A 21,760-nucleotide genomic window follows, 5' to 3' on the forward strand; every position below is an offset into this window, starting at 1 on the left:
ACGGAGCGGCAACATGGGCAGGAGGAGAAAAAAGTTCAAAAACGACAAATTTTTTTGAAAATAAGTAAATGATTGGGTATACTAGAAAGTGTAAAACCTTAGATAATAATGGAAAGGGTTGTCCGCCGTGAACAAAGAAATACTGCTCGACGCCATAGAAGCGAAGCGGACTGAACTACTAAATGTGGCTTTTGAAAACGGACTAACCTCTCCTTTAGCGATTGAATACAGCCAGGAATTAGACCGTCTTTTAAATTTATACGATGAACTGCATATTCAGCACACTAAAAAAACGCGCGCAAAATAAAAAAACCGTCCATACGGACCGTTTTTTTATTTTTTCTTATAAACACCGATTAAGCCGTTATCGATAAACATTTGGTCAAATTCAGCCACCACTTTGTCTCCAGGCACGATTTCGCTGCCATATACATTTTCATCTGTGAAAAGAATATCCCCTGACTGAGCGCTTGTACCTTCATAATTCATTTCTCCGTTTTTGTACCATACCCGTTTAACGGTATACACTACTTTTTCGGGTTTTACATACTCTGCGATGTTAAAGCCGCCGTCTTCCCAGTATGTACGGATACGGTCACCCACTTTTAATTCAATTTCTACATCTGACTGTTTAAAACGAATGGTTTCACCGTTGCTGGAAGTGGCGCGATAATAGCCTTTTTCAATGTTGGGGGATTTGAATGTAACAATATAATGTTTTAACGAAATGCCTTCTTTTTCGAGCATTTCATAAGGAGTACCTGTTAATTCGTCCTCAGAGGCAAGAGCCGGGATGCTAACACCAAACAGCAGGAACGGAAGAATAATTAAAGATAAAAACCGTTTTTTCATTTCGCATCTCCTCCTTTTCTCTCATACCTTTCTATACCCCATCCCCTTTGAAGTTAAGCCTTTTCACAGAAAAAATTTGTGGGTTTTATAGTTTGTTTATCCCACTATTTATAGTATATTCACGTATTTAGGTGAATATGTCCCACAACAAACATCCCTTTTTTCTTTTGAAAATAAAAAATACAAACAGAAACTGGTTATTGATACGAGCAAACAGCCCATTTTTTGCTTTTATTATATGTTTCCAAGTCTGCTGCCCCATACAGTGAAAAGCGCCGATTACAAACCGCTCCAGCAACAAGGCTCATTTCACAGCACACATACACATTTACCCACGCAAAAAACACCTTCTCCCGTTAATGGCTTAACAAGCACTAGTTCAAAAGAAATGAACCGAAACAAAGCAAAAAGGGCGTTTTCCCCGGTATGAACAATAGACGAAAATAAGATCCGGCGAAATACACAATGACGCACACGATTTATTACGTAATTGGAAGCCAAGAAGCCTGTTATTTCCATGCTTAAAAAGTTTCCGGTGACCTTATATGCATGCCGGTAAAAATCGAACTAAACTGCATCGTAAAAATATTTAAAAGACTGTCCGTCAGAGACCAGAATCCTACCGTACAGATGAAACAAAGCAACTTATTATTCTCTTTTCCGTAAAAAGATTATCAATCGGGACAAATGCTTGGTCCAGTGCGTTTCTCTGTTCATATCTTATAATAATTTCTTTGCTATTTTTCTGTAAAAGAGGTGTAATGATATTAAATGGTTACAGTTACGGTTACGACGATGGCAATGGCAGTTGAGGCTTTTGCGACGGCGGTTACGCATTCATTTTGCAGTGTTTTTAGTTTTGTTGATTACTTTGTTACTATTGATAATTGTCTTAGCATCTTTTAACTCCGCATAGTTCGCAAGATTCTTCTGACAGTATGTTGAAAATAATAGAATCTCGGTTTATATTTTTGCGGCGGCGGCGGGTAAAAAAACGAATGTATGGCTCAAAAGCTTCATATCTGTACATTTTTGTTTTGCCGCGGCTCCCTCTGCGGCTTTTTGTAAGCGGTTTATTTTCACTCCGCAGCAGGCAGTAAATTTTCATACTTGCAGCCATTATTGCTGCGGCATACTCCTGCAGCTTTTATGCGCCTTTTCTCCGCGTAAGAAACTTTTCCGCTGACGTATACGCGCATATACTTGTAGCTTGAAGCAGCGAATTTTCGAAAGCTGTCTTTTTATTTCCATCTGACATTAGATAATTTACGCTTCTTCCGCAAATATACGTGGACTGTTTCGTAAATGTAAATAAAGTGTTCCACGAGCGTATCCTTATAACGTCCAGCTAAATTCCGAATTCGCTTCATATCCGGCATACTCACCTGCCTGTTCAAAGGCCTCTTCTTAGTCAGCGGCGTAGAATGCGTCTTGTACACACTATGGTAGACACCAACCGGCTCGCGCAGTTCCTTTTTATATAATCAAGTCACTTATTCGTAAAAGTTTTTTCCTGAAATCACAGCCGTAGTGAACTCATGCAAAAAAAGCACAATGTTACACCGCTCAGGCTTGTCACTAGCTGGATAGCCATTTCCTGCTGTATGCCAACGCCAATCCAGGAAAGCAAAAAGGCCGCTAACAAAGCAACAAGCGGAATACCCAGCAGCAGAGCACCGAGCCAGACTTTTTTGATCAGCTTCAAATGAGGAGTGTTCCGCTCAAAAACGCCGATTTTCCCTGCATACAGCCCAAGCAGGAACATCGCTAGTACAGTCATTTAGAAATTACACCCATGCAGACGTAAAAAAAGCACCAGCTGTGATAAATGCTGGTGCTTTCCTAGTTTAGCGGAAGTTCTAAACGGCTGAAAGTTTCACTTTACGAAACGTTCTGATCTTTATTTTTTTTGGGTTTTTTATATCCATTTTTCCAGAAATCAGCATTCTTAATTTCATACTTAGATGAATTGAATTCTGGGTCTTTCCCTTGCTTTAACTGTTCTTCATAATCTTTTAAAGCAATACTTGCTGGTTTAAATAATAATAAAATCGCAATTAAGTTTAGCCAAACCATAATTCCAAGTCCGATATCACCCATTGCCCATGCTGTTGTTGCCGTTTTTACTGCTCCATAGAAAGTAGCACCTATAAGGATGAGTTTTAACGCAACAAAAGCCTTTGCTCTGTGTTTGCCACGTACTAGATAAGCTAGATTTGTCTCTGCAATATAGTAATAAGCATAAATCGTAGTGAAGGCAAAGAAGAAAAGTGCAATAGCAATAAATCCTGGTCCGAATCCTGGAAGTACTGTATCAACGGCAGCTTGAGTGAAACCAGGTCCTGGTTCAACTCCTTTAAGGTTTTCCGTTATAAATTCCCCGGTTTTTTCATTTATTACATTGTATTGATTTGTAAATAAAATCATCATTGCGGTCGATGTAACAACTAAAAATACATCTAAATAAATGGAAAATGCCTGTACAAGTCCTTGTTTCGCTGGGTGGGATACCTCAGCTGCTGCCGCCGGGTGAGCACCAGTACCCTGGCCGGCTTCATTGGCATAAAGACCCCGTTTTACTCCCCACATAACTGCTGATCCAATAATACCGCCATATACTTGTTCAGCTCCAAAAGCGCTGTTAAAAATAAGTCCAAATACTTCTGGAATTTTTTCGAAATTAACCACTACGATTGCAATTGCAATTAACAGATAACCGATTGCCATAAAAGGAACGATAAATTCTGCCACTCTAGCAATACGCTTAACACCGCCAAAAATAGTAAAACCAATAAGCGCGACAACGACTAGACCAGTAATTGTTTTGTCAATACCAAAAGCGTTATGAACGCCTTCTGCAATTGCATTTGCTTGTATTCCTGGCATTAAAACAGCCATAGCGAGTAGTGTTGCTACTGCAAAAATGACGGCAAACCACTTCCAGCCAAGTCCCTTTTCTATGTAGTATGCCGGACCTCCTCGATACTCTCCATCCTGCTTTTCTTTATAGATTTGAGCAAGAGTTGACTCCACAAAAGCTGAAGCTGCACCGACAAATGTGATGACCCACATCCAAAATACGGAACCAGGCCCTCCAAAAGCAATACCAGTTGCGGTTCCAGCGATATTTCCAACACCGATACGACCTGATAAAGACATCGCTAATGCTTGAAACGAAGAAACACCCTCATCAGAACTCTTCCCTGAAGCAAGCAGTTTAACCATTTCTTTTATGTGACGAATTTGCAGGAATCTGGTGCGAAAACTAAAATACAAACCGCATAAAACAATGAAAGCAATTAATACTGGACTCCACAACCATCCGTTAATGGTATTTACAATTTGATCAAACATGAAAATCCCCCCTATTAATTTTTTATTTTTGTTATATACAACGTATGTTTGATTATAAATTATGACAGAAAGATATAACAATGTTTTTTTGTAATAAAATGAATTTTTGTAATATTTATATAAACAAAAGCCTATGCAGCTCAACAACTGACAGAGTGGTCCCCGCCTAGCACAATTGGCACTGCCCCTTTTTGTGTCCATGCTATTACATAATTTGTAATGTTTTGCTGGTAGAGGTATCAAACGGAGTGCCCCGTATAACAAAATCTCGTTTTTGAACTTCTGGTTCATACGGCAGTCTCATAAAAGTTCGAATACTACTAAACCTAGGCATTGAGTTTACTTCAGGCAAGTTAAAAAAGTTTTGATTGCTCATTTTTTTCCTTCCTCCCGTGGAACAAATATGAATTTTCAAGCCAGTTTCCCTGTATTTCTCTTACGCCTATCCTATTAGTAAGTACATTTCTAAACAACTTGTTTGTAAGATGCCCTGACATCTTTTTTCAATTATGCCGCTTCTATTTATTTTGGGGCATGGATAAAAATACCGTGCTTATCCTTTCTGTATAGCTGATGCTTTCTTGTATCCTGCAGGTGAACACATGAATCATTGCCATTCTTTCATCTTGCTTCCCGCTGAAAGGGTCTTCTGCACGGCTCTCTTTTTAGTGACGTCGCCTTCAAATAACATATAAAATGAAAAGAAACGAATATAATGAACGAAATGCATGCTGCACCTCCGTAACTGGCTGGCATTTATTTTGACGTTGAAAGGAAGAGCTTAGTGAAAAAATTTTTACTCGGGTTTCTTATTTTTTATCTTTTGTATGCGGCAGGTATCAGCGTGTATTTGCTCAATCTTGAGCCGGGTTACGTTCCGGCTGAGTATGCCGGAACAAGCGCAGACCCGAAACAGTTTATGACGGAAAAAGAGATAGCGGAAGCACATCATTTAGATTTAATCGATTATTTTACGTTCTTTTTACAAACGCCGCTTGATGTAGTGGTTGTGCTGTTTTTCATGGTGATTTCAGTGAAACTGCGTGACCGGGCAGCTGCATGCTTTCGCAAATCCTTTTGGCAGACCGGCTATTATTATTTCTTTTTCAGTGCCCTCTTGACGCTCTTATATTTGCCGCTTGATTTCTTTTTTTATCAGCTGTCGCGAAATTATGGTTTGTCGAGCCAGTCTGCTGCTTCCTGGCTTGGTGATCTCGGAATCAGCTTCGGCTTGGACCTTGTCATGGGCATTCCGCTCGTCTGGCTGCTTTTTTTCGCAATCAGAAAATTCCCGAAAAAATGGTGGATTGCTGCCTGGGCGGCGTCCCTGCCGCTGACAATCCTCTTGATGTTTATTGCGCCCGTATTTATTACGCCTCTGTTCAATGACTATAAACCGCTGGAAAACCAAAAACTCAAAGCGGAAATCCAGCAATTGGCCGATGAAGCCGGTATTGCGGACGCGAAAATTTTAGAAATGAATATGTCCAAGCAAACCAATACGATTAACGCCTTTGTCAATGGCTTCGGCAGCAATATGCAGATTGTACTCGGCGATACGGCGATTAACGAGCTGACTATCGAGGAAATCAAATTTGTGATGGCACATGAGATCGCTCATTATAAAATGAACCATATTTATAAAGGACTCGTGCTGCAAATCATCGTCGGTTTCTTTACCGCCCTGGCCACCTTCTTTTTATTTAACTGGCTGCGCAAAAAGTGGGGGCATCGATGGGGAATTAAAGATCCGCATGATATCGCCGTTCTGCCGCTTCTTATGGTCTCATTCAGCCTCATATCCTTTCTTGCTTCTCCGATCGGCAACTTTCAAAGCCGCCTTTATGAAATCGAATCGGACCGCTATGCGATGGAGACAACGGAAGACAAAGAAGCAGCCATTAGTGCTTTTCAAAAACTGACGAAAAATGCGAAATCAACCGGCTATGAACCGGCCATCATCCACTTTATTACCGGATCGCATCCACGCATTACAGAACGGATTAATTTTTTCGACAAATATGACAATAAAGATTCTGACCAAAGCAATTCTCCTTCTTGAATGGAAGAAAAACCTTCTGGGCAGCAAAACTTAAAAACATATTTGTACAGTGTTTTCTGCCGTTCATGGTAAACATTTAGCGCCATATATACAACCTACCTGCTGCAGCCTCCATTGTGAAGAGGCTGTTTGCTAGACCCTAGGATGCTTACCCTTACCACTTAATGAGTGAAGCAAGCAACTGCGCAGAATGGCTCAACGTAAGATTAATCGACCGCAGCGACTTGATAAATTTAAGTGCGGAAAGCAAGGCGATCACCCAGGCGCAAGAAAAGCCCCGTCCGGCTTAGTCCGGCGGGGTTATTTTATTTAACACTTTTCAAAAACAGCGTCACACCGCGGCTCATTGGCGCTCAGGCAAGGCAACGTTATCCTGGAAACAACCGAGTCAGTTGGGGCGGCAGTAAGTACGGTAATAAGACCGGATAAAAAAATAGTGCACACAAAAAAGCCACCGACTGGTAAAACGATCGCTGCCCTGTCATTACTGATCCGTTGACAAAAGCGAATCGCTAAATGTATAACCAAGATTTTTACCGTCACTCCCGTAGACATGAACGTCATTCAAGTCGGTAAAAGCACGATATTCCGCATAATAGTAATAATGATTGACTACCATCGAGCCAAGTTTATTAACGGCCAATTGGCGCACTGCATCATTGTCTGTTGACGCTATAGTCGAATATATCTTTGCGACATGCTGGTCCGGCACGATTTCAACTCGGTCAAACAACGCAATGCCATCGCTGCTTGCAAAATTTGCCCGGAATGTTTCAGTAAATTTCTCCGACAAAGCTTCGTCTACCGTACCAGGATATTCTTGCGCTGGCTCTTTCGCGGATACAAACACGATTAATGCTGTTATCAAACTGAATACAATAAGCGCACCGATCATTTTAACTTTTACTGCTTTAATCACATTTATCGTCTCCCTATTCTGTTTAGATAAGTGTAGACAAGCAATATTAAATTCATACATAAGAAGGGCGCTTTACTTCGTTATTCCATGTTATATCACACTCATTGTAAAAAATGGTTAAAAAGTTTTTTGTAGAGCGTAAATTCCGGGCAAAAGATGCGGCATATTTAGAAGGGTACTCTGGGGGTCAGCACTAATAAAAAAGCAACGGTCACTCTGCCGCTGCTTATCTTTATTCGTATCGTCTTACAAGCGATCGCGTTTTTGGTCATAATATGGCTTTCTCATAAGTTCTATCGCAAGGTAATGTCGGTCATCTAGTGGCGGCACCCGCGAAGGCGGTTTGCTGCGCTTTTTTTTACGTTTTGTCATTCGTTTAATGCTCTCATCTGACTCTTGTTTTAATACTTATATGGCAGTTTGAACTACCACCCACTTACCTGACGGTTGAAGTGGGGGATTCCTGGGCAAGGGGATCTTCGACCCCCAGTAATCAGGCTAACCCCGTATTCCAACGGTTTTATGACCAAGCTTAACTAGACTGAAGTGAAAGAAGCCGAAGGGCTTCTTTTTCAATATTCAGGCTCGCATTCAGGTCCCGGTCGTGACGTACGCCGCAGGAAGGACACTCCCACACCCGTACAGCGAGATTTTTTACATCCTTATGCTGATGCCCGCACCTTGAGCAGAGCTGGCTTGATGGGAAGAACGGATCGACTTTTATGATCGTCCGTCCGTACCACTTCGCTTTGTAAGCGAGCATTTCGTTGAACCTCGACCATGACGCATCATGAATCCCCTTGCTTAGTTTTTTGTTTTGGACGAGATTCTTCACTGACAAATTCTCCACTGCGATCACTTGGTTTTCATGAACGAGCCTGGTCGTCAGCTTGTGAAGAAAATCTTCTCTTGTGTGTTTGATTTTTTCGTGCAGTTTAGCAATCTGGGCTTTATTTTTTTCCCACGATTTCGACCCTTCTTTTTTACGTGCAAACGCACGCTGAAGAAAGGCTAATCGCTTTTCGTATTTTTGATAGTATTTCGGGTTGGCAATGGATTCACCGTTGGAGAGCACGGCAAACTCTTTTAATCCCAAATCAATGCCAACGGCGTCGTTGGTGCTTGGTTTGTACGGAGAATAAGGCATTTCGCAAATGACCGAAATAGAATACCGGCCGGTACTGCTGCGGCGCACGGTGACACGCTTAATGTCGCCTTCGATGTTTCGGGACTTGGAAAAACGAATCCAGCCGAGTTTCGGCAGCTGAATGTGGTTGTCTATCATTTTAATATTGTTGTTTGTCATTTTGGTCGTATAGCTCTGAATCGGGTTTTTCTTACTTTTGAATGTTGGGTGGCCCTTGAAATCATACGCCGTTGGCGTATAGCCTTCTGCACATTTTTTTCCGGCTCGTTTTTTTAATTCTTTTTTTGGCTGATCCTTATATTTTTTGAATCCTTCGTACTGATATTCGATGCTTGCCTGAAGAGCAATACTATCAGGACCAGACAGCCATTTGAATGTTTCTTTTAGCCCAGGGAGAAGCTTTTTGGCAGCTGTTTCTGTATACCGTTTTTTTGTTTTTTCGAAACTCTTGATGTTTTCATTTAATATATAATTGTAAACAAACCGGCAGCAGCCGATCGTTTGGTTAATCAGTTGTTTTTGCTCGTCACTTGGATGGATTTTAAACCGAAAGGCTTTAAAATGAAGGTTCTTTGTTTCATCTGTTTTGGTTCTCATCATTTTCCCCACCCCCTGAACGTTTGTTCTGTACCTAATTATACCATTTTAGCAATAGAGCGTTCAAGGAAAAAGAATGACTGAAAGAGCAGCGATTCATCCCCCACTTAGCAAGCTTGAAGTGGGAGTGTTCTCGCCGAAAATGATAAATTTTTTCTTTGTAGTTTGTCTTCTCGGCACAGCTGGTAAAGGATTAATCGTGGTAACCAATAACATCTTCTAATTTCTCTACGTACGCGACACTGTTTGCTGCGGAACTCCCTCCGCAGCCTTTTTTATACGCAGCGCCCGTCGCGGCGTGATTTCGCGAATTTTCGCTTTGTTGTTTAAATTTCTTCATAGCGGGTAAGTAATCCGAGACAAGGTTTCACTTTAAACCCCCTGCCCTATGTCTTGTCTTTTGCTGCGGCGCTGTTCCCGCAGCTTTTTTTATTTATTTGGTTTATTTTCGCTTTGGAGCGGGTAAACTAATAGCCGTGGTAGTTCCCTGCCATCTCCAAAGCGTTTCAGCCCATTATTACATACTTTATTGCTGCGGATCTTTCCGCGGCCTTTTTTGTGCGTTTAGCTATGCTTCTTCTGTAAGCACACGTACCCAATTTTCAAATATGAAAAAGTCAAGAATCTTATTAAAACGTGCCATTATAGAATCCGACCAGATTGCTGATTTTCTTCGTTTTCGTACGCATAACTGCTGTGTGTAATGAAGTTATAGCGACATTCTCAACGTCTTACTTATTGAAAGCTCTGCGCTTAACTAAATAAGAAGACTTAATTTTAGGATCCTAAAACAGGAAATAGTAATCCAAATACAAAAACACCGCCTGAATTTTATTCAAGCGGTGTTTATCTATATAAGAGGAGGTGTCTGTGCAGCACCCTGCCTTTTCTTTATAGGCTTTCCAAAAATCAAGTTCCTTCTCATGGAAGATGATTCCGAAATAAAAAGAACAGCTTCCGCTGTTCTCCTGTACTGCCTGGCGGCGTCCTGCTCTCACAGGGGGAAACCCCCAACTACCATCGGCGCTGAAGAGCTTAACGGCCGTGTTCGGGATGGGAACGGGTGTGACCTCTTCGCTATTGCCACCAGACTATATGGAACAAAATTGTTCCTTCAAAACTGGATAATCTCTGTAAAGTAACGGCATACCGTGCCATGTGTTGTCCAGCCTCGGGTGCGATCAGCTCGCGTCGCTTCGGCTTGTCTGATTAGGCCAAAAGCGCCTCATGCAGCCATTCCTCCAGCGCGTCTCGCTGATGGACACGCACCCTCGGCATTTCAGTTGATTAAGTCCTCGATCGATTAGTATTCGTCAGCTCCATGCGTCACCGCACTTCCACCTCGAACCTATCTACCTCGTCATCTTCAAGGGATCTTACTTACTTGCGTAATGGGAAATCTCATCTTGAGGGGGGCTTCATGCTTAGATGCTTTCAGCACTTATCCCGTCCACACATAGCTACCCAGCGATGCCTCTGGCGAGACAACTGGTACACCAGCGGTGTGTCCATCCCGGTCCTCTCGTACTAAGGACAGCTCCTCTCAAATTTCCTGCGCCCGCGACGGATAGGGACCGAACTGTCTCACGACGTTCTGAACCCAGCTCGCGTACCGCTTTAATGGGCGAACAGCCCAACCCTTGGGACCGACTACAGCCCCAGGATGCGATGAGCCGACATCGAGGTGCCAAACCTCCCCGTCGATGTGGACTCTTGGGGGAGATAAGCCTGTTATCCCCGGGGTAGCTTTTATCCGTTGAGCGATGGCCCTTCCATGCGGAACCACCGGATCACTAAGCCCGACTTTCGTCCCTGCTCGACTTGTAGGTCTCGCAGTCAAGCTCCCTTGTGCCTTTACACTCTGCGAATGATTTCCAACCATTCTGAGGGAACCTTTGGGCGCCTCCGTTACATTTTAGGAGGCGACCGCCCCAGTCAAACTGCCCGCCTGACACTGTCTCCCACCCGGATCACGGGTGCGGGTTAGAATTTCAACACAGTCAGGGCAGTATCCCACCAGCGCCTCCACCGAAGCTGGCGCTCCGGCTTCCAAGGCTCCTGCCTATCCTGTGCAGACTGTGCCAAAATTCAATATCAGGCTGCAGTAAAGCTCCACGGGGTCTTTCCGTCCTGTCGCGGGTAACCTGCATCTTCACAGGTACTATAATTTCACCGAGTCTCTCGTTGAGACAGTGCCCAGATCGTTGCGCCTTTCGTGCGGGTCGGAACTTACCCGACAAGGAATTTCGCTACCTTAGGACCGTTATAGTTACGGCCGCCGTTTACTGGGGCTTCAATTCAGACCTTCGCTTGCGCTAAGCCCTCCTCTTAACCTTCCAGCACCGGGCAGGCGTCAGCCCCTATACGTCGCCTTGCGGCTTTGCAGAGACCTGTGTTTTTGCTAAACAGTCGCCTGGGCCTATTCACTGCGGCTCTCTCGGGCTTGCACCCTACCAGAGCACCCCTTCTCCCGAAGTTACGGGGTCATTTTGCCGAGTTCCTTAACGAGAGTTCACTCGCTCACCTTAGGATTCTCTCCTCGCCTACCTGTGTCGGTTTGCGGTACGGGCACCTTACATCTCGCTAGAGGCTTTTCTTGGCAGTGTGGAATCGAAGACTTCGGTACTAAAATTCCCTCGTCATCACAGCTCAGCTTTAATGGAAACGGGATTTGCCTCATTTCCAGCCTGACTGCTTAAACACGCGTATCCAGCTGCGTGATCTCCTATCCTCCTGCGTCCCCCCATCACTCAAACGATGCTTGGTGGTACAGGAATATCAACCTGTTATCCATCGCCTACGCCTTTCGGCCTCGGCTTAGGTCCCGACTAACCCTGAGAGGACGAGCCTTCCTCAGGAAACCTTAGGCATTCGGTGGAAGGGATTCTCACCCTTCTTTCGCTACTCATACCGGCATTCTCACTTCCAGGCGCTCCACCAGTCCTTTCGGTCTGGCTTCACAGCCCCTGGAACGCTCTCCTACCACTGACACCGAAAGGTGTCAATCCACAGCTTCGGTGATACGTTTAGCCCCGGTACATTTTCGGCGCAGAGTCACTCGACCAGTGAGCTATTACGCACTCTTTAAATGGTGGCTGCTTCTAAGCCAACATCCTGGTTGTCTGGGCAACTCCACATCCTTTTCCACTTAACGTATACTTGGGGACCTTAGCTGGTGGTCTGGGCTGTTTCCCTCTTGACTACGGATCTTATCACTCGCAGTCTGACTCCCAAACATAAGTATCTGGCATTCGGAGTTTGTCTGAATTCGGTAACCCGGGATGGGCCCCTAGTCCAAACAGTGCTCTACCTCCAGTACTCTTCGTTTGAGGCTAGCCCTAAAGCTATTTCGGAGAGAACCAGCTATCTCCAGGTTCGATTGGAATTTCACCGCTACCCACACCTCATCCCCGCACTTTTCAACGTGCGTGGGTTCGGACCTCCAGTGAGTGTTACCTCACCTTCATCCTGGACATGGGTAGATCACCTGGTTTCGGGTCTACGACCTCATACTCATGCGCCCTATTCAGACTCGCTTTCGCTGCGGCTCCGCCTTATCAGCTTAACCTTGCATGAAATCGTAACTCGCCGGTTCATTCTACAAAAGGCACGCTATCACCCGTTAAAGGGCTCTAACTACTTGTAGGCACACGGTTTCAGGATCTCTTTCACTCCCCTTCCGGGGTGCTTTTCACCTTTCCCTCACGGTACTGGTTCACTATCGGTCACTAGGGAGTATTTAGCCTTGGGAGATGGTCCTCCCGGATTCCGACGGAATTCCTCGTGTTCCGCCGTACTCAGGATACACTCAAGAGAGAAGAGAATTTCAGCTACAGGGCTGTTACCTTGTACCGCGGATCTTTCCAGATCTCTTCACCTATCCTCTTCCTTTGTAACTCCGTATAGAGTGTCCTACAACCCCAAGAAGCAAGCTTCTTGGTTTGGGCTATATCCCGTTTCGCTCGCCGCTACTCAGGGAATCGCGTTTGCTTTCTCTTCCTCCGGGTACTTAGATGTTTCAGTTCCCCGGGTATGCCTCCTCCTGCCCTATGTATTCAGGCAGGGGTACCATCCCATTACGGATGGTGGGTTTCCCCATTCGGAAATCTCCGGATCAAAGCTTACTTACAGCTCCCCGGAGCATATCGGTGTTAGTCCCGTCCTTCGTCGGCTCCTAGTGCCAAGGCATCCACCGTGCGCCCTTTCTAACTTAACCTAAAATGGCGATTACTCGGTATTGCTTGGTGTTACTTTACGATATTATCCAGTTTTCAAAGAACAATCATGTTTAAAAGATCAAAAGCTAAGTGCGCGGCATCCTGCCGCAACGCTTTTGTGACCTGCTCAGCAGGCCCGAAGGAATTCATCCTTCAAAACTGAACAAAATAACGCGTCAACGTGCCAGGAACGAAGTTCCTGTTTCCGTAAATATCCTTAGAAAGGAGGTGATCCAGCCGCACCTTCCGATACGGCTACCTTGTTACGACTTCACCCCAATCATCTGCCCCACCTTCGGCGGCTGGCTCCCGTAAGGGTTACCCCACCGACTTCGGGTGTTGCAAACTCTCGTGGTGTGACGGGCGGTGTGTACAAGGCCCGGGAACGTATTCACCGCGGCATGCTGATCCGCGATTACTAGCGATTCCAGCTTCATGCAGGCGAGTTGCAGCCTGCAATCCGAACTGAGAATGGTTTTATGGGATTGGCTAAACCTCGCGGTCTTGCAGCCCTTTGTACCATCCATTGTAGCACGTGTGTAGCCCAGGTCATAAGGGGCATGATGATTTGACGTCATCCCCACCTTCCTCCGGTTTGTCACCGGCAGTCACCTTAGAGTGCCCAACTAAATGCTGGCAACTAAGATCAAGGGTTGCGCTCGTTGCGGGACTTAACCCAACATCTCACGACACGAGCTGACGACAACCATGCACCACCTGTCACCGCTGTCCCCGAAGGGAAAGCCCTGTCTCCAGGGAGGTCAGCGGGATGTCAAGACCTGGTAAGGTTCTTCGCGTTGCTTCGAATTAAACCACATGCTCCACCGCTTGTGCGGGCCCCCGTCAATTCCTTTGAGTTTCAGCCTTGCGGCCGTACTCCCCAGGCGGAGTGCTTAATGCGTTAGCTGCAGCACTGAGGGGCGGAAACCCCCCAACACTTAGCACTCATCGTTTACGGCGTGGACTACCAGGGTATCTAATCCTGTTCGCTCCCCACGCTTTCGCGCCTCAGCGTCAGTTACAGACCAAAGAGCCGCCTTCGCCACTGGTGTTCCTCCACATCTCTACGCATTTCACCGCTACACGTGGAATTCCGCTCTTCTCTTCTGCACTCAAGCCTTCCAGTTTCCAATGACCCTCCACGGTTGAGCCGTGGGCTTTCACATCAGACTTAAAAGGCCGCCTGCGCGCGCTTTACGCCCAATAATTCCGGACAACGCTTGCCACCTACGTATTACCGCGGCTGCTGGCACGTAGTTAGCCGTGGCTTTCTGGCCAGGTACCGTCAAGGTACGGGCAGTTACTCCCGTACTTGTTCTTCCCTGACAACAGAGTTTTACGATCCGAAAACCTTCTTCACTCACGCGGCGTTGCTCCGTCAGACTTTCGTCCATTGCGGAAGATTCCCTACTGCTGCCTCCCGTAGGAGTCTGGGCCGTGTCTCAGTCCCAGTGTGGCCGATCACCCTCTCAGGTCGGCTACGCATCGTCGCCTTGGTGAGCCGTTACCTCACCAACTAGCTAATGCGCCGCGGGTCCATCTGTAAGTGACAGCCGAAGCCGCCTTTCAATCAAGATCCATGCAGCTCTTGATATTATCTGGTATTAGCCCCGGTTTCCCGGAGTTATCCCAGTCTTACAGGCAGGTTACCCACGTGTTACTCACCCGTCCGCCGCTGACTTCCGGGAGCAAGCTCCCTTCTGTCCGCTCGACTTGCATGTATTAGGCACGCCGCCAGCGTTCGTCCTGAGCCAGGATCAAACTCTCCAAAAAAGTTTGAATTGCTCATTTGTTTCTATATAGATGACGGGCATCTTCTATAGAAGTTTAATTCTTAAAACGTTGACGTTTATTTTGTTCAGTTTTCAAAGATCAATTCTCTTTACTGTCATCTCAGACAGCTAGATAATCATATCATATCCTCATTCACACGTCAACAAATTTAAAAGAAAAAATATTATTCCTTCAAAATGATGAAGATGTAAATCAGTTTGTTCGAGCCGCCTTATTTACTGGCGGATTCATAATATAATATAAGCTCTCTTGCAAAATCAATAGGAATTTACAAAAAATATTTTTTCGAAATAATAATTTGCACATTTCTAAATTTCTCGAATTCTTCATTCATTAAGCAAAATGATGAATGACGTCAAAGCACATACTTTTGGAGCGGGTGATGGGAATCGAACCCACGACATCAGCTTGGAAGGCTGAGGTTTTACCATTAAACTACACCCGCATTTTATAAAAATGGCGGTCCGGACGGGACTCGAACCCGCGACCTCCTGCGTGACAGGCAGGCATTCTAACCAACTGAACTACCGGACCAACGATTGCGGGGGCAGGATTTGAACCTGCGACCTTCGGGTTATGAGCCCGACGAGCTACCGGGCTGCTCCACCCCGCGACGATAAAATAATGGAGGAGGAAAGGGGATTCGAACCCCTGCGCGGTTTGACCCGCCTGTCGGTTTTCAAGACCGATCCCTTCAGCCGGACTTGGGTATTCCTCCAACATAGCATATAAAAATAATTGGTGGAGCCTAGCGGGATCGAACCGCTGACCTCCTGCGTGCAAAGCAGGCGCTCTACCACCGAGCTACTGCAGAATAATCTGCACTAACGACAGATATCAAATCTTATCACCCTTAAAGTTTAAAATCAATACTTTTTTAAAAATATTTATTGCTAACTTTTTTCAGCATTTCCATATAGAAGCTAAGTCAAGCTCAGGTTTTAATGGTATAACTTCTTTTACTTTTAAAGAAATATAATAACAGCCGCTGCTGTGACAAGACACAGTGGCTCTTTTGATTTTTCCATTAAAGCCATTCTTTTGAAACACTTGACGATGTTTCTTCGATAAACGGACTTTAACCTTGCCGATTTTCGACAGCTGAACAGTTTCTTTTTCTATATTGAATTTAATATTGTTGTTGGTTTCTTTTGTTGAATAACTCTGTTTAGAAGCGTGTTTTTTTGAACTCAGGAAATTTATTCTGACCTTTGAAAAAACAGTCATACCCATCCTGCACTTCCTCACAGGCACATTCCACGCAAATTTATCAACTTCTTTGAGCCGGTTAAAAGCGGAATGCTCTTTGAGAGCGTTAAATGCTTTTTGAATTCAGCAACCGACGGGGTTTCCCCTGTTTCCCTGTAACCTTCCATCCGTTCAGCAAAATAAAAGTTTTTTGTGAAACGTGTGTATCCTAGAGTTTTTTTAATCTTTTTTGAACAGAAGCAGGCATGGCACGTTATTTTAAGCCATAAATATGCAGCTTTAGCCCTTGTAAAGCCAGCTCTTTATTATGTTCTTTTATGGTTTTACGTTTTGCCATGTTTAACAGCTCCTGCTCTTTTAATAATAAGAATATTTCAATAAAAGTAACGTGAGTTTTTCCTTGGAAACTTTTTTATCCTGCAGAGAATAAGATCTATAGCGGTTTTCGAGAGCTTTCTCACCGTATTTTTCATATGGTTTGATCCAATTATGAATAATGGAATATTACTTTGCTCTGCGGGAAAAATACACCGTAAATTCATTGATCTTTAGAGCTTACTGAACCATCTAGCAATAAGTGTACAAAACCTATAACGATACTGGAGGCTATAGCATGAAAAAATTAGCATTATCTATCATTACTTTTGTTTTGGTTCTTGCACTTGCTGCATGCGGCGGAAATAATACAAACGAGGGTAAGAAGGAGGAAGAAAATAAACAGGGAGCACAAAGCTCTTATGAGCAAATAAAAGAAAAAGGCGTTATCACAATTGGCACTGAAGGTACATATTCTCCATTTACCTTCCATGATAAGTCCGGAAAGCTAACTGGGTTTGATATCGAAGTCGCTACAGAAGTGTTTAAACGTTTAGATATTAAGCCGCAGTTTGTTGAAACAAAATGGGATGGCATGATTGCCGGGCTTGATGCGAAACGCTATGACATGATTGCAAATCAGGTTGGAATCAACGATGAGCGCAAAGAAAAATATGACTTTTCTGATCCTTATACAATTTCAAAAGCTGTTCTAATTGTAAGAGAAGACAACAATGAGATTAAATCGCTTGATGATTTGCAAGGCAAAACAGTTGCCCAGTCTTTAACAAGCAATTACCGCCAAACAACAGAAGAGCATGGAGCAAAAATTACCGGAGTAGAGAGCTTTAATCAGGCAATAGATTTAGTCACCTCTAAGCGCGCTGATGCTACTTTAAACGATAGCCTTTCTTATTTAGATTTAAAAAAGCAGCGTCCCGAGCTTCCAATCAAGATCGCCTATACGGAAAACAATGCTGCTGAGAGTGCTTTTCTTTTCCGTAAAGACAATAAGGAATTAATTGATGCTGTTAATGGTGCTCTTAACGACATGAAAAAAGATGGTACGTTCGAAAAAATATCTAATAAATGGTTCGGTGCAGACGTATCGAAATAAAGGAAGAGATCGCATATGTTTGGGGAGGAACGTACAGAACGAATTATAGGAATCCTTAGTGAATCCTTTTTTCCTATCTTAATGGCTGGTTTGCAGTACACCATTCCTTTAACACTAATCACTTTTACCCTTGGCCTAATTTTAGCTTTCTTTACAGCTGTAGCAAGGATTTCCGGATTTATGCCGCTTGTTCTTTTAACACGTTTTTATGTATGGATTTTTAGGGGAACGCCATTACTGGTTCAGCTGTTTATCATTTTCTACGGGCTTCCAAGCGTAGGAGTTACCTTTTCTCCATTTGCGGCTGCTGTTATTGTTTTCACCCTGAATAAAGGGGCATACAGTTCGGAGATCATACGTGCCGCCATATTATCGATTAACAAAGGCCAGTGGGAAGCCGCCTATAGTATTGGCATGACAAAATCTCAGGCTCTTAAAAGAATTGTGCTTCCGCAGGCGGTTCGTGTTTCCCTTCCACCGCTTGGAAATTCTTTTATCAGTCTTGTTAAAGATACTTCTCTTGCCGCCACTATTACGGTTACTGAATTATTTCAAAAGGGACAGCAGATTGCAGCTGTTACGTATGAGCCCCTCTGGCTTTATATCGAAGTAGCCTTCTTCTACTTAATATTCAGTACTGTGCTTTCTTATTTTCAGGGCAGGCTTGAAATACGGTATGGCCGCGGCGTAGCGAAATAGTGGAGGGTAAGCGATGATCATAATTGATAATTTATACAAACGGTTTGATAAACTCGAAGTATTAAAAGGAGTAAGTCTTTCTATTGAAAAAGGAAAAACAGCAGTCATTATCGGACCTTCAGGATCTGGAAAGACAACGCTCCTCCGCTGTTTGAACCTGCTGGAGATGCCTGACAAAGGAACTATCACGCTGGGAAACAAAACGTTAAATATCACGGCAGGCACCAGGCTTAAACAAGCGGAAATGGTTTCTTTTAGAAAGCAGACTGGAATGGTTTTTCAAACCTATAACTTATTCCCTCATCTGACGGCTGTTGAAAATGTCATGGAGGGACAAGTGATCGTTTTAAAACGTTCTAAAGACGATGCCAGAAAAAAAGCTTTATCTTTATTAGAAAAAGTCGGGCTGCGTGACCGCGCGGATATGTATCCGTTCCAATTATCCGGAGGCCAGCAGCAGCGTGTTGGGATCGCACGCGCGATGGCTATTGATCCGGAGGTTCTTCTTTTTGATGAGCCAACATCCGCTCTTGATCCTGAGCTGGTCGGTGAAGTACTAAAGGTAATGAAAGACCTGGCAAACGAAGGGAGGACAATGCTAGTCGTAACCCACGAAATGAAGTTTGCGAACGAAGCTGCCGACCAAATCATTTTTATGGACGGCGGTGTTGTAGTTGAACAAGGTACGCCTAATGAAGTGTTTAATGCGACTAGAAACCCGAGAACTCTTCAATTCTTGAACAAAGTATCTGAACGATAACTCCTTGTCCTGTACCATATGCAGGGATTCCCCTGCTTTCGCAGATACAAACAACATTAACGCCATTACCAAACTGAATACAATAATCGTACCAATCATTTTAACTTTTACTGATTTAATCACGTTTAACGTCTCCCTATTCTGTTTAGACAAGTGTAGACGCGCACTAAATAAAGTTTATTCATGTAAAATCATTCCTTATGAGTAATAAAAAAATAGACTTGCATCTGCAAGTCTCCTGTTTTATTTACATACATAAGTTTGTATTAATTTATGTACACTTATCCCTTGCCCTGATGACAACCAAAGCATGCATATAAACTGCTTATTCCTGACCAAAATCTACTGGAGGCTTTCTAATGCCTGCTTCACTGTAGCAAAAGCTTCAATTTTAGACGGATCAACACTCTGACTGCTAACCACTGCTTGTACGACTTCGGGACGTAAGCCTGTTGTAAGGACACGGATTCCCATTAGCTGAAGCGTTGCCCCTATCTGATCAAAGTATTTTGCAATTTCTTTGTTGAGGTTAAAAATTCCTGAAAGGTCAGCGATAACATAGTCAACATCCATTTCCGAGATTTTTGGGATAACATGGTCTGCTATATATTTCAATCGGTATTCGCTGAATTCTCCAATCAGAGGAATAACGACTACATCATCTTTAACAGGTACAATAGGTGCTGATAGTCTTGCCAGTTCTTTTTGGTTTTCCTCTTGCAGCTGATCGGAAAGGCGTTCAAATGCGAAAATGGTTTCGTTTAAGCTGATATCTAATAAGGTATTGATCTGTTTTATGATAAAAACATTTTCGTTTAGAGATAAACCAAGCTGTGAGCTGATTTTTGTAAACAGTTCAAGGAAAACCTGCCGGGTTGGAGGGTACCGAACGGCAATTTCCGAAATAGTTCCTCCTGATGATACTTGCATAGCTGCATTTTGCTTACTCCATTTTATAAGAGCTTCTGGAGCTGTATCTTTCCTTTCGTCCAGCACTAATTCGCTTAAAAATCCCAAAAGTTCAACATACATAATGACAGCTTGTTCTTTCTCCCATTCAGGAATTTCTAAATTCATTTTATGAAGAACAGCTTCAACAATTTCACGAGCTAGGGAATTTGTATTTTTTCTAAGGTATTCAGAAAAGCCAAAAAGTAATGTCAAAAAGTCTCCCACCTTCGTCTATTCTATCTTAATGACTTCATTATATAACTTAAATGAAGAATAACAATATAGTACCAAGTACCATTTGAAACGCTGGTGCTGACTGATCAGCTGGCTTTATGAAGAAAAACAGCTTTTGATTAGCGGCTTTATCTATATAGGATACGTATGTAATCGTTGCGTTTATTCGTTCTCTAGCCATTATTCCCCATCTCCTTTCAGTGCACTTCGAAGCCTCTTATATTCCTCATATATACAGCGCATTTACTTTCTCCTATCTAAGCTTAAATTCATTATCAAAGCTCAGCCCCAGCTGAACGGCAGTTTGTGCTATTTCTGGACGAAGCCCTGATAAAATCGTTTTTACTCCAATTAAACCAAGCGCATCGATTAATTGAAAGATCTGATGGGCCGCCATCTTATCAATCATAACTACACCCTGGTCAACTGCTGGTTCCCTTTGATTCAATCAAAACGCATTATTGAGCAAAAAGACTAACTTGTGTTATGTTAAATGAAATACATCAAATGGATTCTTCCAGACTTTTCTTAGTCACTTTCCTCTGGTGGGAAAGGAGGCCTTGAAATGTCTCTTAATAGTATAAAGATGATGCTAGAATTCATGCGACATTATAAGCATACTGAAATCACTTATACTTTTAGGAAGAACAAGCAGCCTGTAGCTTTAGTTTGTTTGAAAAATGCTGAGGTAATACAAATTGTATTTTCTCAAATGCCACACGAAATTAGTTATTACGAAGGTATTGATGAAGCCGCTTTTGTCATTGATAAACTAATAAATTGAAAGCTTTTTATAATTGAACCCTCTAAAATTTGGAGGGTTTTTATCATTTAGTCTCTGCTTACTACTAAGGGGGAGCCCCCTTCTCCCATTGTTTAAGCAGCTCCTCTCTGCAAATCTTATCAGGATACTCCCCCCATTTTATTCATTTTTTTGAAACAAACTTTTTGAGCAAAACAATCTAATCCGTGCTATACTCACATCAATTACATTAAGAGGAAACTTCTGACTTTTCTTAGTCACTTCCTTTAGAGGAAAGGGGCTATTAAATGTCTTTTGATCATATAAAAGAGATGTTAGAAACGTTGTGTTACTATAAAGACGTTGATATCATTCATACATTTAACAAGGATGAGGAGCCTTTACTAAAAGTTAGCTGTGTGAAAAATACCAAAACACTACAACTAGCATTTATCCAAAATCAAACCATTGAATATTATGAAGATGTAGAAGAAGCTGCATTTATCATTGGGGAAATAATAGATCAATAACTGTTTTTATTAAACCTCTAGAAATTTTAGGGCTTTTTTTTTGCGCTATTTCTATCTACTGCTAAAGTAAAACCGCCTCTTCCCAATCAATTAAGCAACATCTTTTCGCTTTTCTGCCTTTTTAACGAACAATTCTTTTTACCAATTCCCAACTATTATCTAGGCTTCTGCCCTTTTATTCAGTTTTCGGACACCATGCGTAAAAGCTTTTTGTATATTTCGGATGTATTTCTACAAATATTTGCTATATTAGTGTGAACT

14 protein-coding genes, 4 tRNA genes, 3 rRNA genes and 2 pseudogenes are annotated in these 21,760 nt (G+C 43.2%); 7 read left to right on the forward strand and 16 right to left on the reverse strand.

What is annotated here, in order from left to right; all coding sequences use genetic code 11:
• The first annotated feature begins 127 nt into the window (after positions 1 to 127).
• On the forward strand, positions 128 to 307 hold the full coding sequence (locus RRU94_RS17660; protein WP_242233008.1) for an aspartyl-phosphate phosphatase Spo0E family protein: 180 nt from the start codon (positions 128 to 130) through the stop codon (positions 305 to 307).
• Between the two features lie 26 nt (positions 308 to 333).
• Here RRU94_RS17660 and RRU94_RS17665 read toward each other — a convergent pair whose 3' ends face one another.
• The 3 genes from RRU94_RS17665 to RRU94_RS17675 all read right to left on the reverse strand — a co-directional run bounded on the left by RRU94_RS17665 (position 334) and on the right by RRU94_RS17675 (position 4,206).
• The gene (locus RRU94_RS17665) at positions 334 to 852 is read right to left on the reverse strand and encodes a hypothetical protein (protein ID WP_315692162.1); all 519 of its coding nucleotides are present in this window, start codon (positions 850 to 852) and stop codon (positions 334 to 336) included.
• A gap of 1,519 nt (positions 853 to 2,371) precedes the next feature.
• Positions 2,372 to 2,632: a DUF418 domain-containing protein gene (locus RRU94_RS17670; RefSeq protein WP_315692163.1), complete on the reverse strand. Its 261-nt coding sequence runs from the start codon at positions 2,630 to 2,632 to the stop codon at positions 2,372 to 2,374.
• 101 nt (positions 2,633 to 2,733) lie between these two features.
• Positions 2,734 to 4,206, reverse strand: a complete 1,473-nt coding sequence (locus tag RRU94_RS17675; protein ID WP_315692164.1) for an alanine/glycine:cation symporter family protein — start codon at positions 4,204 to 4,206, stop codon at positions 2,734 to 2,736.
• Between the two features lie 784 nt (positions 4,207 to 4,990).
• Between RRU94_RS17675 and RRU94_RS17680 the strand changes: the two genes are divergently transcribed.
• Complete coding sequence (locus tag RRU94_RS17680; RefSeq protein WP_315692165.1) at positions 4,991 to 6,268, forward strand: M48 family metallopeptidase; 1,278 nt, start codon at positions 4,991 to 4,993, stop codon at positions 6,266 to 6,268.
• A 484-nt stretch (positions 6,269 to 6,752) separates the two neighbouring features.
• Here the strand turns inward: RRU94_RS17680 and RRU94_RS17685 are convergent, their stop codons facing one another.
• The 10 genes from RRU94_RS17685 to RRU94_RS17730 form a co-directional block, all read right to left on the reverse strand.
• Positions 6,753 to 7,187, reverse strand: a complete 435-nt coding sequence (locus RRU94_RS17685) for a hypothetical protein (protein ID WP_315692166.1) — start codon at positions 7,185 to 7,187, stop codon at positions 6,753 to 6,755.
• 532 nt (positions 7,188 to 7,719) lie between these two features.
• On the reverse strand, positions 7,720 to 8,934 hold the full coding sequence (gene tnpB / locus RRU94_RS17690) for an IS200/IS605 family element RNA-guided endonuclease TnpB (RefSeq protein ID WP_315692167.1): 1,215 nt from the start codon (positions 8,932 to 8,934) through the stop codon (positions 7,720 to 7,722).
• Between the two features lie 972 nt (positions 8,935 to 9,906).
• A 5S ribosomal RNA gene (rrf, locus tag RRU94_RS17695) occupies positions 9,907 to 10,022 on the reverse strand.
• 192 nt (positions 10,023 to 10,214) lie between these two features.
• A 23S ribosomal RNA gene (locus RRU94_RS17700) occupies positions 10,215 to 13,147 on the reverse strand.
• 222 nt (positions 13,148 to 13,369) lie between these two features.
• Positions 13,370 to 14,921, reverse strand: a 16S ribosomal RNA gene (locus RRU94_RS17705).
• The 16S, 23S and 5S rRNA genes sit together here with 4 tRNA genes alongside, the layout of an rRNA operon.
• 392 nt (positions 14,922 to 15,313) lie before the next feature.
• Positions 15,314 to 15,387, reverse strand: a tRNA-Gly gene (locus RRU94_RS17710).
• Between the two features lie 12 nt (positions 15,388 to 15,399).
• Positions 15,400 to 15,476: transfer RNA gene (locus RRU94_RS17715), tRNA-Asp, on the reverse strand.
• Between the two features lie 5 nt (positions 15,477 to 15,481).
• A tRNA-Met gene (locus RRU94_RS17720) sits at positions 15,482 to 15,555 on the reverse strand.
• Between the two features lie 12 nt (positions 15,556 to 15,567).
• Positions 15,568 to 15,660: transfer RNA gene (locus RRU94_RS17725), tRNA-Ser, on the reverse strand.
• A 185-nt stretch (positions 15,661 to 15,845) separates the two neighbouring features.
• On the reverse strand, positions 15,846 to 16,175 hold the full coding sequence (locus RRU94_RS17730) for a hypothetical protein (RefSeq protein ID WP_315692168.1): 330 nt from the start codon (positions 16,173 to 16,175) through the stop codon (positions 15,846 to 15,848).
• A 589-nt stretch (positions 16,176 to 16,764) separates the two neighbouring features.
• Here RRU94_RS17730 and RRU94_RS17735 point away from each other — a divergent pair.
• From RRU94_RS17735 to RRU94_RS17745, 3 genes are read left to right on the forward strand one after another with little or no spacing between them, the layout of a single operon-like run.
• Complete coding sequence (locus tag RRU94_RS17735) at positions 16,765 to 17,583, forward strand: amino acid ABC transporter substrate-binding protein (protein ID WP_315692169.1); 819 nt, start codon at positions 16,765 to 16,767, stop codon at positions 17,581 to 17,583.
• A gap of 15 nt (positions 17,584 to 17,598) precedes the next feature.
• The gene (locus RRU94_RS17740; protein ID WP_315692170.1) at positions 17,599 to 18,282 is read left to right on the forward strand and encodes an amino acid ABC transporter permease; all 684 of its coding nucleotides are present in this window, start codon (positions 17,599 to 17,601) and stop codon (positions 18,280 to 18,282) included.
• 13 nt (positions 18,283 to 18,295) lie between these two features.
• Complete coding sequence (locus RRU94_RS17745) at positions 18,296 to 19,042, forward strand: amino acid ABC transporter ATP-binding protein (protein ID WP_315692171.1); 747 nt, start codon at positions 18,296 to 18,298, stop codon at positions 19,040 to 19,042.
• A 342-nt stretch (positions 19,043 to 19,384) separates the two neighbouring features.
• Here the strand turns inward: RRU94_RS17745 and RRU94_RS17750 are convergent, their stop codons facing one another.
• The 3 genes and pseudogenes from RRU94_RS17750 to RRU94_RS17760 form a co-directional block, all read right to left on the reverse strand.
• On the reverse strand, positions 19,385 to 20,206 hold the full coding sequence (locus tag RRU94_RS17750) for an STAS domain-containing protein (RefSeq protein WP_315692172.1): 822 nt from the start codon (positions 20,204 to 20,206) through the stop codon (positions 19,385 to 19,387).
• Between the two features lie 85 nt (positions 20,207 to 20,291).
• A pseudogene (locus RRU94_RS17755) lies at positions 20,292 to 20,408 on the reverse strand (phage portal protein); the annotation flags it as partial.
• 72 nt (positions 20,409 to 20,480) lie between these two features.
• Positions 20,481 to 20,645, reverse strand: a pseudogene (locus tag RRU94_RS17760) (STAS domain-containing protein); the annotation flags it as partial.
• 147 nt (positions 20,646 to 20,792) lie between these two features.
• Between RRU94_RS17760 and RRU94_RS17765 the strand changes: the two are divergent.
• Both RRU94_RS17765 and RRU94_RS17770 read left to right on the forward strand, forming a co-directional pair.
• On the forward strand, positions 20,793 to 21,011 hold the full coding sequence (locus RRU94_RS17765; RefSeq protein ID WP_315692173.1) for a hypothetical protein: 219 nt from the start codon (positions 20,793 to 20,795) through the stop codon (positions 21,009 to 21,011).
• Between the two features lie 266 nt (positions 21,012 to 21,277).
• Entirely contained in the window at positions 21,278 to 21,499 is a 222-nt protein-coding gene (locus RRU94_RS17770; protein ID WP_315692174.1) for a hypothetical protein, read from the forward strand.
• Positions 21,500 to 21,760: the final 261 nt, after the last annotated feature.

Origin of the sequence: Domibacillus sp. DTU_2020_1001157_1_SI_ALB_TIR_016, from assembly GCF_032341995.1 — a bacterium.
GTDB lineage: Bacteria > Bacillota > Bacilli > Bacillales > Domibacillaceae > Domibacillus > Domibacillus indicus_A.